The 13,666-nt window shown below is 74.9% G+C and carries 9 protein-coding genes and 1 pseudogene; 3 read left to right on the forward strand and 7 right to left on the reverse strand.

Features of this window, described 5'->3' with window-relative positions:
- Positions 1 to 30: 30 nt before the first annotated feature.
- Positions 31 to 879, reverse strand: coding sequence for a bifunctional methylenetetrahydrofolate dehydrogenase/methenyltetrahydrofolate cyclohydrolase (locus J2X68_RS12550; RefSeq protein WP_307166753.1), 849 nt, complete (start codon positions 877 to 879; stop codon positions 31 to 33).
- A 185-nt stretch (positions 880 to 1,064) separates the two neighbouring features.
- Between J2X68_RS12550 and J2X68_RS12555 the strand changes: the two genes are divergently transcribed.
- Positions 1,065 to 1,892, forward strand: coding sequence for a hypothetical protein (locus J2X68_RS12555; protein WP_310432566.1), 828 nt, complete (start codon positions 1,065 to 1,067; stop codon positions 1,890 to 1,892).
- 57 nt (positions 1,893 to 1,949) lie between these two features.
- Positions 1,950 to 2,810, forward strand: a complete 861-nt coding sequence (locus tag J2X68_RS12560) for a peptidoglycan-binding domain-containing protein (RefSeq protein ID WP_310432567.1) — start codon at positions 1,950 to 1,952, stop codon at positions 2,808 to 2,810.
- Positions 2,811 to 3,026: 216 nt separating this feature from the next.
- On the opposite strand, the gene J2X68_RS12565 is transcribed toward J2X68_RS12560, so the two are convergent.
- From J2X68_RS12565 to J2X68_RS12590, 6 genes and pseudogenes are all read right to left on the reverse strand, one after another.
- Complete coding sequence (locus J2X68_RS12565) at positions 3,027 to 5,375, reverse strand: SpoIIE family protein phosphatase (RefSeq protein ID WP_310432788.1); 2,349 nt, start codon at positions 5,373 to 5,375, stop codon at positions 3,027 to 3,029.
- Between the two features lie 147 nt (positions 5,376 to 5,522).
- Positions 5,523 to 5,903: a hypothetical protein gene (locus J2X68_RS12570; protein ID WP_310432568.1), complete on the reverse strand. Its 381-nt coding sequence runs from the start codon at positions 5,901 to 5,903 to the stop codon at positions 5,523 to 5,525.
- A gap of 303 nt (positions 5,904 to 6,206) precedes the next feature.
- A complete protein-coding gene (locus tag J2X68_RS12575) occupies positions 6,207 to 7,130 on the reverse strand; it encodes a MurR/RpiR family transcriptional regulator (protein ID WP_054241013.1) in 924 nt (307 codons plus the stop codon).
- Positions 7,131 to 7,228: 98 nt separating this feature from the next.
- Positions 7,229 to 8,889, reverse strand: a pseudogene (locus J2X68_RS12580) (glycosyltransferase family 39 protein).
- Positions 8,890 to 8,985: 96 nt separating this feature from the next.
- Positions 8,986 to 10,902 (reverse strand): phosphatase PAP2 family protein, encoded by a 1,917-nt coding sequence (locus J2X68_RS12585; RefSeq protein WP_310432569.1) that lies wholly within the window; start codon positions 10,900 to 10,902, stop codon positions 8,986 to 8,988.
- Between the two features lie 213 nt (positions 10,903 to 11,115).
- Entirely contained in the window at positions 11,116 to 12,024 is a 909-nt protein-coding gene (locus J2X68_RS12590) for a BadF/BadG/BcrA/BcrD ATPase family protein (RefSeq protein ID WP_310432570.1), read from the reverse strand.
- A gap of 321 nt (positions 12,025 to 12,345) precedes the next feature.
- On the opposite strand from J2X68_RS12590, the gene J2X68_RS12595 reads away from it, so the two are divergent.
- Positions 12,346 to 13,479, forward strand: coding sequence for an ROK family transcriptional regulator (locus J2X68_RS12595; protein WP_310432571.1), 1,134 nt, complete (start codon positions 12,346 to 12,348; stop codon positions 13,477 to 13,479).
- The last annotated feature ends 187 nt before the right edge of the window (positions 13,480 to 13,666 follow it).

A 13,666-nucleotide genomic window follows, 5' to 3' on the forward strand; every position in this document is an offset into this window, starting at 1 on the left:
GGACCGAGTGCCCCGTGCCGGGCGCCGGTGTCACATCCGTTCGGCGGCCTCGACCACGTTGGTCAGCAGCATCGCCCGCGTCATCGGCCCGACCCCGCCGACCGGCGGCGAGAAGGACCCGGCGACACCGCTCACGTCGGGGTGGACGTCGCCGAGGATGCCCTCCACCGTGCGTGTGAGGCCGACGGACAGCACCGTCGCGCCCGGCTTGATCCAGTCGGGCCTGACCAGGTGGGCCACTCCGGCCGCGGCCACCACCACGTCCGCCTCCCGGGCGTGCGCGGCCGTGTCCTGGGTGGCCTCGTGGCACAGGGTCACCGTGGCGTGCTCGGTGCTGCGGGTCAGCATCAGGCCCAGCGGCCTGCCCACGGTGACACCGCAGCCGATGACGCAGAACTGCTGGCCCGTGATCTCCACCCGGTTGCGCCGCAGCAGGTCGATGATGCCGCGCGGGGTGCAGGGCAGCGGGCCCGGGATGCCGAGCACCAGCCGGCCGAGGTTGGTCGGGTGGAGTCCGTCGGCGTCCTTGACCGGGTCGATCAGCTCCAGCACGGCGTGGGTGTCGATATGCGCCGGGAGCGGGAGCTGCACGATGAAGCCGGTGCACGCCGGGTCGGCGTTGAGCCGCAGCACGGCCGCCTCGACGTCGGCCTGGGAGGCGTCGGCGGGCAGTTCCACGCGGATCGAGGCGATGCCGACCTGCGCGCAGTCGCGGTGCTTGCCGCCGACGTACGAACGGCTGCCCGCGTCGTCGCCGACGAGGATCGTGCCCAGCCCCGGATGGATGCCCCGCTCCTTCAACGCCTGGACGCGGAGGGCGAGTTCACTCTTGATGTCGGCCGCGGCGGCCTTGCCGTCGAGCAGTGTTGCGGTGGTCACGGGAGTCGACGAGCCCTTCGGGAGAAAAACGACGGTCCTGTCATCGTACGACCCGCCCGCCCATCGCCCCCCGCGCGTCCCGGCGGCCGCCGCCGTCCCTGCCGCCGCGGCGGTACCGCCCCGGACCGCCCGCACACCGGCTGACGTAACCTTTCCGCACCGTTCGACCGTCCTCAGGAGACCGCATGTCCGCCGCCCGCCCCCGTCTCCTCTACGTCACGGACCTGGCCTACCGGGCGCGCGGGCGCCGCTACGGCGACGAGGACGTCTTCCTCACCTCCCGGCTGCGCGCGGAGTTCGACCTGGCGCTGTGCCACCCGCTGGACGCGGCCTCCCTGATGCACTCCTTCGACGGCGTCGTCGTCCGCAACAGCGGCCCGGTCCTCGGCTACCGCAAGGAGTACGAGGCCTTCCGGGAGCGGGCGCTCCAGGACGGGGTGCGCGTCTACAACCCGCTCACCGGCCGCGCCGACATGGCGGGCAAGCAGTACCTCCTCAACCTGAGCGCCGCGGGCCACCCCGTCATCCCCACCGTCGACCGTCCCGAGGACCTGCACCGGCTGCCCGAGGCCGACCGGTACGTCGTCAAGCCCAAGCTCGGCGCCGACTCCATAGGCCTGCGGATCCTCCCGCCCGACGCGGTGGCCGCGGTGGCCGACGGCTCGGTCCTGGTCCAGCCGTGCGTCGACTTCGCCTACGAGGTGTCCTTCACCTACGTCGACCACGACTTCCAGTACGCCCTGTACGCGCCGCACCCGGACCGCCGCTGGCAGCTGGAGCCCTACCGGCCCACCGTGCGGGACCTGGAGTTCGCCCGGCGCTTCATCGACTGGAACGACCTCGCGCACGGCATCCAGCGCGTCGACGCCTGCCGTGCCCCCGACGGCGAACTGCTGCTCGTCGAGCTGGAGGACCTCAACCCCTACCTGTCCCTCGACGCCCTGGACGAGTCCGGACAGGACGCCTTCGTCGCCGCGACGGCCCGCTCCCTGCACCGGTTCCTCGCCGGCTGAACCCGCCCGGCCGTCCGCCCGTATCTCTCCTGGGGGACCCACGGGAGGGAGACGAGCGTGCCGACACCGGACGAGCCCGGCAAGCCGCACGAGCGCCCGGTCCTGGAACCCATCAGGGTCCTGCGACCGCGCAACACCGACGCGCTCGCGGAGCTGTTCCGCGAGATGACCGAACTGACCCAGGACCCCGACGCCTACGAGTCGATACCCCTGCGGCCCGAGGCACAGGCCCTGGACGAGGCGGAAACGCAGGAACTCCCGCCGCTCCCGCCCGTCCCGCCGTACCCGCGAGGGGACCCTCGCAAGGCCACCGCGGAGACCACGGCCACCGCCACGCCGACGCCACGCGGCGGCCGGGACTGGGCGAGTGAGCGCGGCGGGCACCGACCGCTGCCCGGCGGCGACGGCCGCGCCAGCCGGGAAGGTGCGGCGCGGGAGCGGGTCGGATCCGGGGCCGCGCCGACAGCGGCCGGCACGCGGCCGCGCGCCCGCACCGGGTCCGGGGCGGGGCTGCGCCGCGGCGCCGTCGCGGTCGGCGTGTGCGCGGCGGCCCTCGTCGGCTTCGCCTGCGCGCTGCTGCTGCCGGGCCGCGGCGGCGAGGCCGCCGCGCAGACACCCCCGCCGGCGGCCGCCGCCCCGACCCCGGCCGCCACCGCGACCGGGTCCGCGGATCCCGACGGAGCCGGCACCCTGCGCGAGGGGGACAGCGGCGCCGAGGTGGCCGACCTCCAGCAGCGCCTGCTGCGCATCCCGAACGTGTACGACGACGGCCCCACCGACGGCCGTTACGGCACCGTGCTCACCGAGGCCGTGGCGCGTTTCCAGCTCTGGTACGGCATCCGCGGCGACGAGAGCGGCGTCTACGGCGACGACACCCGCCGCGATCTGGAGTCCCGTACCGCGTCGGGCGGCGGATGACCGGGTAACGCCTCGTCAAAGGGCCGCGGCCGCCGGTGTGCCGCGTGTCACCATGGACGGCGGGTCGGCGGGCGCTCGGCACCCCGGCCCGCCGAGCCGAAAGCCGTCCGCATGAACGTGTCCCGCATCCCGGGTCTGGTGCTGCCCGTCGTGTTCCTGCTGGCCGTCGTCGTCGGGGCGCTGTGGTACTGGCGCCACCGCGGCGACTGAGCCGCCCTACCCCGAACCGCCCTCCCCCTCGGCGTCGGCCGGCACCCGGATGTCGAGCACGCACACGTCGTCCCGCCCCTCCGGCGCCAGCGTCGCGCCCAGCAGCCGGTCCAGCGGCGCGGGGGCGGCCCCGGGACCGGGAGCGGCGGCCCTGGCCAGGCGCTCCAGACCGCGGTCGATGCTCTCCGAGGGCCGCTCCACCAGGCCGTCGGTGTAGAGCAGGATCTGGTCGCCGGGCTCCAGGCCGACCTCCGCCGCCTCGTAGCGAGGCGTGTCGCTCGCCCCGAGCAGAACCCCGAAGGGACGTTCGAGGTAGCGCGCCTCACCGGCGCGCACCAGCAGCGGCGGCGGATGGCCCGCCTGCGCCCACTCCAGTCGTCGCTCGCGCGGGCGGTAGCGGGCCAGCATCATGGTGGCCGAGCCGTGCGGGTCGCGGGAGTGCAGCAGCAGCGCGTTGAGGCGGCTGAGGGCTCCGGTCAGCGACGAACCCGTGATGACCATGCCCTTGGCGGTGAACCGCAGCAGGGCCATCGAGGCCACGGCGCCCATGCCGTGCCCGGCCACGTCACCCACCACGAACAGGGCGTCGCCGTCGGGCAGTTCGATGGCGCTGAACCAGTCGCCGCCGACGCTGAGGCCCGACTGCGCGGGCAGGTAGGCGATGTCCACGCGCAGCCCGGCCAGCCGGACGGGCTCCTTCGGCAGGGGCAGCAGCGCGTCCTGCAGGCGGGCGGCGACCAGGCGCTCGGCCTCGAGCACCCCGTGCTGGGTGAGCATGGCCCGCTCGCTCGCGACCAGGGCGAGTTCGGCGCTGCGCTGCGCGGTCACGTCCTGCACGAAGCCGTGCACCTCGACGGGCGTGCCGTGGGCGTCCGGGACGGCCTCGGCGACCATCCGCAGATGCCGGACGCCGGCCCGGGTGGCGATCCGGAACGGCACGTCGCACGGCCGCCCGTGCCGCACCAGTTCCCCGACGGCGCGGGCGAGCGTCGGCACGTCCTCGGGGGCGGCGAGGCGTGGCAGCCCGGAGAGCGGCACGACCCCCTGCGCGGCATCCCGCTCGAAGATGCGGAAGACCTGGGAGGACCAGTTCCCCTCGCCGGTGTCCGGGTTCCAGGTGACCCAGCCGAGGTTGCCCAGCCGCTGCACGTCCGCCAGCCGCTGCTCCTGCCGGTCGGAGGGGTCGTGCCGGACCCAGCTGACGACCAGGCCGCCGCCCGACGGCATCACCCGCGCCGAGAAGGTGGCCAGCTCGCTGACCCCGGACACGATCTGCTGCCGGGCGAACGGCTCGCTCTCGTACGGCCGTCCGTCGGCCAGCACCCGGAGGCATCCCTCCCACAACGGGTCGCGGGCCGCCTCCGGCCAGCACTCCAGGAAGCGCAGGCCGACCAGCTCACGGCCGCTGCGGCCCACGGCGTCGGAGGTCACGCTGGTCGCGGCGTCGATGCGGAAGTCCTCGACGTCCCCCTGCGCGGAGCGCACCGGGGCGAGGAGCACCGCCGCGACGGGCAGCCGGTCGAGCACGGTCTGCACGGCGTCGGCGGCCTCGTCCGGGGCGGGATCCGGACGGCTGCCGAACGTGCGCAGCGGACCCGCGCACAACTGGGCGACGGCCAGCAGGTGTTCGCGCACCCGCGGCGGGAAGGGGCCCTCGCGGTGGCGCAGGACGCCGAGCACGACGTCGGCCGTCCCGCCGGTCACCACCGGCAGCCAGGCCCGCGACGGCCACCGCTCGGGCGGGTCCCCGATCAGCTGGTACCGCTCGGCGTCCTTGCGGAGGTTCTCCAGCCAGCGCGGCTGCCCCGCCGTGAGCGCGTCCAGCGCGGCGATCCCGCTGACCGGCGGCACCCGGCTCCACTGTTCGGCCAGCGTCCTCTCGATGCCGGCGTGCCCGGTGAGCTCCAGCCCGCCGCCCGGCCGCCGGGCGAAGATCATCACGGCGCCGGCGCCCACGTCCGGGGCGAGCCGGTCCAGCAGGCACCGGGCGAGATCGTGCGGGGTGCCGACCCGGACGAGGACCCGGCTCAGGCGTCCCAGGGCGTCGGCGGCGATCTCCTCGTGAGCCGGTCCGGGCGCGGTCCTGCGCGCCGGAGATCCGACCGGATCCGGCTCGGCGGCGCGATGCGGCGCCGCGGAGAGCGCGCCGAGGACGATCCAGCACTCCTCGAGCAGCGTCCGCTCCCCGGCCTTGGCCCGGTGCTGCAGCTCCTCCTGCGCGGCGTCCGGGGAACAGCCGAGCTGGGCCATCACCGCGCCCTTGGCGCGTTCCAGCACGGCCGCGGTGGCCGCCAGGTCCTGCAGCCGGTCCATCTCCGCGCGCTGGCGCGCCACGATCCGGCTCAGTGCCGCCATGTCGGGCACGTCACCGGACCGAGCGGGCAGGGCGGGTTCGCTCGTCACGCCACGAGCATGGCATATCGCGGTGACTTCGATCGAGGTCTTGCGGCAACGCTCCCGCCAGGCGTGATACCCGTCGGGGAGGGGCGGACGGACTCCCGCTCAGCGTCCGGAGCCCTGCTCGGCCAGGGCCTGGGTGACCGCCCGGACGCTGCGGGCGATGTGCTGCAACTGCATGACCTCGGCCGCGTACATCTTGATCGTGTGCTCGATGACGGACTCGGGCAGGCCGAGCCGGGGCAGGTCGGCGCGGGCGGTCTGCAGAGCGGTGCGGGCCACCCGGACCTCGTTCTGGACCTGGATCTGCGCGTGACGGGCGAGCAGCACCGGGTGGCGCAGCAGCGCCGGGTAGCTCGCGTAGCGCGCGGGCACCAGCTCGCGCAGCCACTTGGCGGCCGAGCGCTCCCAGTCGTAGCTGCCGGGAGTCTTGACCTGGCACGGCCAGTCCGAACTGATGCGCGTCGTCGTCAGGGTCATGATCATCGCTTCCGGTGTTGGCGTCGTGACGGTGGTCCGACGGTTCGGGGCGGCCCCGGCCCAGGGGAAGACCGGGGCCGCCACGGGCGCTCGCGCAAGCGATGCCCCGAACACCCTGGGCGCCGACGCGGGTAGGGGACGGCGGTTTCGGGTGCCCGTACATGAGCCCTTGGCGGGCGGATGCGGCCGTCTGCAGTATTTATATATGCCGACCTGTTTGCAAGACGTATGAAAACATTCATGCGTGATTTGCCCGCAAAGATCCCACTGTGCAATGCCGGGGGAGGGGGGGTGCCTGGGGAAGGAAGGTCACTCACGCAGGAAGAACTGGTGCTGCTCGGCGATCTGCTCGTACTCCTCGAGCCGCGCCTGGGTGCGCTCGGGGCCCGCGTCGGTCATGGCCTGGAGCAGCGCCGCGGCCATCACGCCCGGGGCGGCGTAGGAGTCGAAGACCAGGCGGGAGCCGGTGCCGGTGGCGAAGGTGGCGTCGGCCTCGTCGGCCACCGGCCCCAGCGCCAGATCGGTGATCAGCGCGACCTTGAGACCGGCGCTGCGCGCGACCCGCACGGCGGTCAGCGTCTCCTGCGCATGCCTCGGCATCGAGAACGCCAGCACCCAGGTGCCGCCCGCCTCCCGGGACTGCAGGAGCGCGTCGTAGGCGACGCTGCCGCCCCGGGTCACCAGCCGTACGTCCGGGTGGACCCGGCGGGCGGCGTAGGCGAAGTACTCGGCGAGCGAGACGGAGATCCGCAGCCCCAGGACGGTCAGCGGCGTCGACTGGGACAGCTTGCGCCCCACGTCGATGACCCGGTCCGGGTCGGCGAAGTCGCGCCGCAGGTTCTCCAGGTTCTCGATCTCCGCCTCGACCGCCGCCTGGAGCTCGTTGCTCCGGTTCACCTCGGCCGCCGCCGGGCCGCCGGCCAGGGCGCCCAGCGCGATCGACTGGAGCCTCTCCCGCAGCGCGGGATACCCGCTGAAGCCGACCGCCGCGGCGAACCGGGTCACCGACGGCTGGCTGACCCCCACGCGGTCCGCGAGGTCGGTGATCGACAGGAACGCCGCCTCGGTGATGTGCTCGATCAGATACTGGGCGATGCGCCGTTGCCCCGGGGACAGATGAGGTCCGTCGAAGAGGGCCCTGAGCCGGGAGGTCGGGGACACCTCCGTCTCCGGACCGGTTCTGCCCGAGGTGATCGCGGATGCCTGTGCGCGTGCCTGTTGCGGCGATGGCACCGGTGCGCCTCCTTTGTCTTCCACGGGCTCAACATACTTCAGGGACCGCCCCGGAAAGGGAGGCCGAAGACACCCCTCGCACACCCGGTGATCGCGGCTTACCGCCGGTACAGCGTGATCGAGTGGCCGACCTCGTCGACCGGCCTGCTGGAGCGCAGCAGCACGTCCAGCCCGTCCCGGCCCTCGGCGGCCGCGGAGTCCGACACGACCAGCAGCCCGTGCACCCGCTCGGGCGGCACCCGCCGCGGGTCGTCGGCGTCGATGCCGTAGGAGGCGGGCACCCCGCTGCCCTTGTACACGAGCCACACCCGTTCGCCCGGATAGCGGTCGCGCAGACGGTCCGCCAGCCGGCCCAGGTCCTGGCCCCAGTCCACGTTGGAGTCGTGCAGCCGCAGATGCGTGTCGGCCGGTCCGCCGAACGCCTCGTTGGAGTACGGCAGATAGCAGGGGAAGGTGCGCAGCGAGCTGACGGCGACGAACGCGGCCAGCGCCCCCACCACGACGGGAGCCCACCGCCGGCGCACCGTCAGGACGCAGCCCGCGGCCACCGCCAGGAACATCGGCAGGAAGACGGCGTACCGGGTCCCCAGGTCCCGCGCCCCGGTCATGGCCGAGGCCAGCAGCACGGCGGCCGGGACCAGCACGTACGGCGCGGCGGGCCGCAGCCGTCGCACCCCGGTCATCGCGACCGCCCCGGCCGTCCACAGGGCGAGCATGCCCAGCGGTGTCTTCACGGCCAGGGCGACCGGCAGGTAGTACCAGCGGGCGCCCGTGTAGCGGTGCCCGAACAGGAACCCCTGCCACGACCGGTTCTCCAGGCCGAACTGGATCCGCATGCCGTCCCGGAACGCCTCGGGGAAGGGCAGCGTCCGGACCAGGTGCCCGCGCAGACCGTGCACCACGGGCACATGGGTCGTCCCGGGATCCCAGCGCAGCAGCGGATCGACCGCGAGATACGCGGCCCAGACGACGGCGACGGCGGTCACCGTCACCACGCCCGCCGCCGCCAGGGCCCGCCGCACGGTGCGGGGCCGCCGTCCCGCGCACACCGACAGCGCGGCCAGGGCCGCCAGCACGGGGACCGCGGGCAGCGTGCTCATCTTCGTGGCGAGCCCCGCGCCGAGGGCGGCCCCGGCGAGCGGCAGGTACCGGCGCGCGCTGCCGTGACGGCCCGCCACAGCAGCCACACCGAGGTCAGCAGGAAGCCCGCCGCCGGGACGTCGAGCGTCGCCAGCGACCCGTGCGCGACGACGTCGGGGGAGAAGGAGTACAGGGCGAGCGCCGTCAGCGCGGCGGCGGGCCCGGCGAGGTCACGGGTGAAGGCGAACACCACCAGGCCGAACAGCAGGGTCAGCGCGATCACCGGCAGCCGGGCCCACAGCATCAGCCGCCAGGGGTCGTTGCCCGACCCGTACAGGAGGTGCCGGCCCGCCGCCTCCTGGCCGCCCGTGAACGAGGGATCGACGTGCGGGCGGGCGACGGCCACGCCGACCGCGACCACCAGCTTGCCGAGCGGCGGATGCTCCGGGTTGAGGCGCACCCGGTGCGCGTGGAGGTAGTCGGCCGCCGTGGCGACGTACACCGGCTCGTCGATGGTCGGGGTCTGCAGCACCGCGGCGGTGACCATCACGACGGCCATCTGGGTCAGCAGGACGGCCACCAGGACCGGGACGAGGAGACGACGGCGGACCGACCGCGATGGCCGCGCCGCCTTCGCGTCGGGGGTGGTCCGCGGGACCGGGTGCGCTTCGGTTGCCATCGTCCGCCCTGCGGTGACACCGGCCGGACGGTGGCCGGAGCCGGTGCGGAGCCGCCTCGGGGGCTCGCCGCGCACCGGCTCCCGCCGCGAAGGGTGCTACCGCTTCAGGAGTCGTACCGACAGACCGTCTGCCGTGTACACGGGTACGGCGCGCAGACGGTCGGAGTTCAGCTCGACGCGGTCGAACCGGCCGCGCAGCGCGGAGGCGGCGATCACCGGGACCGTCGTCCCCGCGGCCGGCGGCCGGTCGGCGTCGAGGCGCAGCGACAGCACCGCGCCGCGGCCCAGCCGGACCCGGCCGGACACCGTGAGGACGGGCCCGTGGTGCCCGCGCAGCGCCAGGTCGAGGGCCGCGCCGGACTCCTGGGCCCACCCGCCCCGCACCCGCACCGGGGCGTCCGCGCGCAGCGTGCCGCCGATCAGCCGCACGTCGCCCCGGCCGAGCGCGTTCGCGTGCCCGGCGACGAGCACGCCCTGCGCCAGCACGGTGCCCCCGCGGTAGCCGTTGTGCCCCGTCAGGGTGAGCGTGCCCGAGCCGCGCTTGGTCAGGCCGCCCGCGCCGTCGATGTCGTTGCGCCAAGCGTCGGCGGCGCCGAAACCGCCCTTCGACGCGTCCAGCGTGACCGTGACGTCGCAGTCGAAGGCGCCGTACCCGTCCGCCGCGGCGAACAGGTTCAGCCGGCCCCACTGCTCGAAGCCGTCCAGCAGGACGTACCCCGACGGCAGCGCGGTCGTGCGCAGCACCTCGCGGCGCTGGGCGGCCGTCAGGTACGGCAGCCGGGTCTCCAGCAGCACCTCGGCGCCCTTGGGCACGGTGAGCGGCGTCCTGCGGCCCTCGCGCTCCAGGACATAGGTCATGCGGGGCTCGTTGGCGCGCGCGTTGGCCTCCCGGTCGGCGTAGGCGTCCGTGGCGTCGGAGTGCGCGAAGGCGGCCAGGGTGTCGGCCGTGGTGCCGGTCCTCTCGGTGAAGTAGGCCAGCGCCTGCGCGCGCGCGGCCGCCTTGAGGTCGGCGTTGGCCGGGTCGGCGAGCGCGGCGGCGGCGAGGGCGGTGGCCATGACGCGGCCGCCCAGGACGTCCACGGTCGAGTGCATGCCCGAGACGATCCGGGTGTGGCTGAGTTCGAGGGCGCGGGTCACCAGCTCCTGGAACCGCTCCGGCACGGCGTACGCGAAGGCCAGCGACGCCAGGTGGAAGGCGTTGGTGTGCCCGCTGGGGAAGCCGCCGTCGTCGGTCGCGGAGGTGCCGCGCTGACGCAGCAGCTGCGGGACGACGACCACCTTCGAGTCGTACACCGGGAAGCCGAGGGCGTCGGTCCTGCCGGTGTCGACGACCTCGCTGTTCTCGTTCATGCGCCACGGGCGCGGGTACTGGAAGGCGTACTTGGCCGGGTTGCCGGAGGCGAACGGTCCGCGCACGGTGTCGACGAGCCGGGCCACCTGGCCGAGGTCGGAGGTGTAGGAGCCGGCGCCGATGGCCGAGCCGGCGGGCGCGTCCGCGGGCACCGCGTCACTGATCGTGGTGGCGGGGGTGGTGTCCGGCGCGGCGGTGACCGACGTGACGGCTCTGGCGCCGGTCCTGTAGAGCTCCGCCAGCGGACCGAGTCCGCCGATCATCGCGTAGCTCTGGTGCTGGCGGTCGTAGACGAACGCCTCACGGCCCGCGGCCTCCGAGCGGGCGCGGGTGATCGCGATGCAGTAGCGCATGTTGGCGCGCAGGACGTCGGGGCGCAGCGGCGTGCCGGTGTTCCAGGCGGCGCCGGTCTTCCACACCTGGGCGAAGCCGCCCAGGATCCGCACCACGGCGTTGGTGTCCGGCGTGCTGTTCGCCGTGATGTTCGTCCGGTAGTCGTCGACGAACGGCAGCGGGCCCGTCGCCGCCTTGGCGTCGGCGGCGCCCAGCCACGAGACGAGCGTCGGCGCGGCCACCAGGGCCGCCGAGCCGCCGAGGGAGACCTGCAGGAAGCGCCTTCTGTTCACGGCCGAGGGGGTGGACTGCCCGGCGGGTGACGGCATGGATGTGCCTCTCTCGAGTTCGTCGGCCGTGCGGCCTGAAAGGACGTGCGGTGATGCCTGCGGGGTACGTGCGATCGGGAGCGGCGCGTCGGTCCTGGGACGGCGTGTGCGCCGCACGACGCGTACGAGCGAAGATCTACGGCCGGGTCGTGTCGCTGCCGCGAGGGCCCGGCGACCGGTGCGTGTCCTGCGGGTGAACGAGCGGCCCGCCCCTCACAGGAGGGAGCGCGCCAGCGCCACCGCGCCCTCGACGGGCGCCACGGTGAGCGGCTGCGGGCGCGCGCCGGGCACCGCGCCCGCGAGCGCGGCGGCGAACGCCTCGTAGAGCGCCGGCTGGCCGAGCACCGTGCCGCCGGCCACGACCACGTCGTCGACCGCGACACCGCGCGCGGCGAGGCGGGCGACGAGCGTGGCGAGCGCCGCGCCGGCCTCGGCGATCACGGAACGGGCGAGCGCGGAGCCGTCGGCCGCGGCCGCGAAGACGGCGGGAGCGTGCCGTCCCCACTCGGCGGAGACGTCCGAGGCGCTCTCCAGGGCCGCGCCGAGCGCCGGGACCTCGGGCACGCCGAGAGCGGCGAGGAGGCCCCGAGCCAGGGTTCCGGGTTTCTCGCCGCGGTCGTGGGCCGCCCACACGGCCCGGGCCGCCTCACGGACCAGACCGGCGGCGCCGCCCTCGTCGCCGAGGACCGCGCCCCAGCCGCCCACCTGGACGGGATCGCCGTCGGGCAGCCTGCCCACCGCGACCGAGCCGGTGCCGGCCACGAGGCCGACCCCCTCGGCCAGTCCCGCGGCGGGCGCGAGCAGTTCGGCGTCGCCCACCACGCGCGCGGGCACACCGAGGGAGAGCTGGAGGGCGTCGCGGATCGCCGCGCACTGGCGGGGCGTCTCGCAGGCGTGCGCGCCCACGGCGAGTGCGGCCGGGCGCGCGCCCGGGGGCAGCGTCTCGTGGACGAGGCCGGTCAGCCAGCGGGCGGCGGCGGCCGGATCGTGCGGCCGCCAGCCGGTGCTGCCGCGGACGTGGTCGGCCACGACGGCGTCGTCCGTGAGGGCGCGGAGATGGGTCTTGGTGCCGCCCACGTCGACGCCCACCACGAGGGGGGCCGGAGGTGGAGAGTCCTGCACGGATCCTCTTTCGTCGTTGCTGCGTCGAGCTGCGACGGCGGGCGAACCGTGTCTGAGGGATGGCGGATCGGTGAACTAGGGAAGCCCCGGGACGGGCTTCTGACGAGCACGGCAGGCGAGTACCGTGAAGTTCGTTAGGAAGTTAACTAACGAAGTACAGTGCGTCAAGAGCAATCGCGCACTCGACCGTCCAGGCTCCCGCCCGGGCCGCCGCGGGACGGGGACGCGCGACGTCGGAGCATCCCATCGCCGCAGCCCGCCGAGACGATCGGCCCGGGCGCGCGGCCCTGTACCCGTGTGGGGGAAACTGTGGAACTCGACGTGGCGGAAGCCCCCCGCCTGACCGAGAGCGCGAGTGCGGTGTTCGCCGTGCTGGCGCAGGCGGGCAGCGCGACCCGGCCGCAGCTCGCGAGCCTGGCGGGCCTGTCCAAGCCGACGGTGTCGGCCGCCGTGGCGGAGCTGGAGAGCGCCCGGCTCGCCACGCACTCCGGAACCTCCTCCGGCGGCACCGGGCGCTCCGCGGCCGTCTACTGTCTCGGGCCGGCCGCGGGCGCCGTGCTCGCCGTCGATCTCGGGCCCGCCCGCACCCGGGTCCGCGGCTGCGCCCTGGACGGCTCCCTGCTGGCCGAGGCGAGCGCGTCCCGGACGGAGGCCGCCGACGCCGTGCGCGAGGCGCTCGACGCGCTGCCCGAGGGCATGCCGCTGCGCACCATCGTCGTCGCCGTCGGCGATGTGGCCGCGCGGGACCGGCAGGGCAGCGGGATGCGCCCCGCGACCGCCAAGGCGGGCCCGGTCTTCGACGCCATGGCCGTCGCGCTGCCGCCGGGCGTGCCCGTCCACCTGGAGAACAACGTCAACTGCGCCGCGCTCGCCGAACTGCACGAGGGGGCCGCCCGCGGCCGGCACACCTTCGGCTATCTGCGGATCGGCGTGGGCATCGGCCTCGGCATCGTCGTCGGCGGTTCGGTGCTGCGCGGCTCGAACGGCGCCGCCGGGGAGCTGGCCCGGCTGCCCTACCCCTGGGACGACGGCCGTGAGCCGCGCCAGGAGGCACTGGAGGAGTACATCGGGGCACGGTCGCTGCTGCGCCGTGCCGCGGCGGCCTGGCGCAGCTCCGACGGCCCCTGCCCGCGCACCACCGAGCAGCTCTTCGCCCTGGCGGCGCAGGGCCGCGCCCCGGCGCTCGACGTCGTCGGCCGCCATGCCGCGGACGTGGGCCGGCTGGCCGCGGCCGTGACCGCCGTGCTGGACCCGGGCCTGATCGTGCTGGGGGGCAGCACGGGCGCGGATCCGCAGCTCCTGCCCGGTGTGCGGACCGAGCTGGCGCGGCTGAGCTGGCCCACCGAGGTGGTCAGCAGCACGGTCGGGGATTCCGGCACGGTGGCGGGCGCGGCACGGCTCGCGGTCGCCCGCGGAGTCCAAACCGTGACCGAGGCCGCGCGGGCCAAGGATTGACGGCCCGCGACTCGGTCTGCCAATGTCCGGACAAGCGCTTTCTAAGTCGGCCGGGACGCCGACTCCGGATGAGCCTCCCGCCCGTACTCGACGTACGGCAGCCGCACGAGGGCGTGCTTGTGCGACGACGGCCCTCATGGCCGGGGACCCCATCCTCCAGGGCGACGCGGCCGGGCGAGGCCGCGCC

This window comes from Streptomyces sp. 3330 (genome assembly GCF_031456635.1).
Taxonomy (GTDB): domain Bacteria; phylum Actinomycetota; class Actinomycetes; order Streptomycetales; family Streptomycetaceae; genus Streptomyces.

Coding starts and splice junctions, on each gene's coding strand:
- J2X68_RS12585 (WP_310432569.1), bottom strand. CDS start 10,902: ATGCCGTCACCCGCCGGGCAGTCCACCCCCTCGGCCGTGAACAGAAGG.
- J2X68_RS12570 (WP_310432568.1), bottom strand. CDS start 5,903: ATGATCATGACCCTGACGACGACGCGCATCAGTTCGGACTGGCCGTGC.
- J2X68_RS12565 (WP_310432788.1), bottom strand. CDS start 5,375: ATGGCGGCACTGAGCCGGATCGTGGCGCGCCAGCGCGCGGAGATGGAC.
- J2X68_RS12555 (WP_310432566.1), top strand. CDS start 1,065: ATGTCCGCCGCCCGCCCCCGTCTCCTCTACGTCACGGACCTGGCCTAC.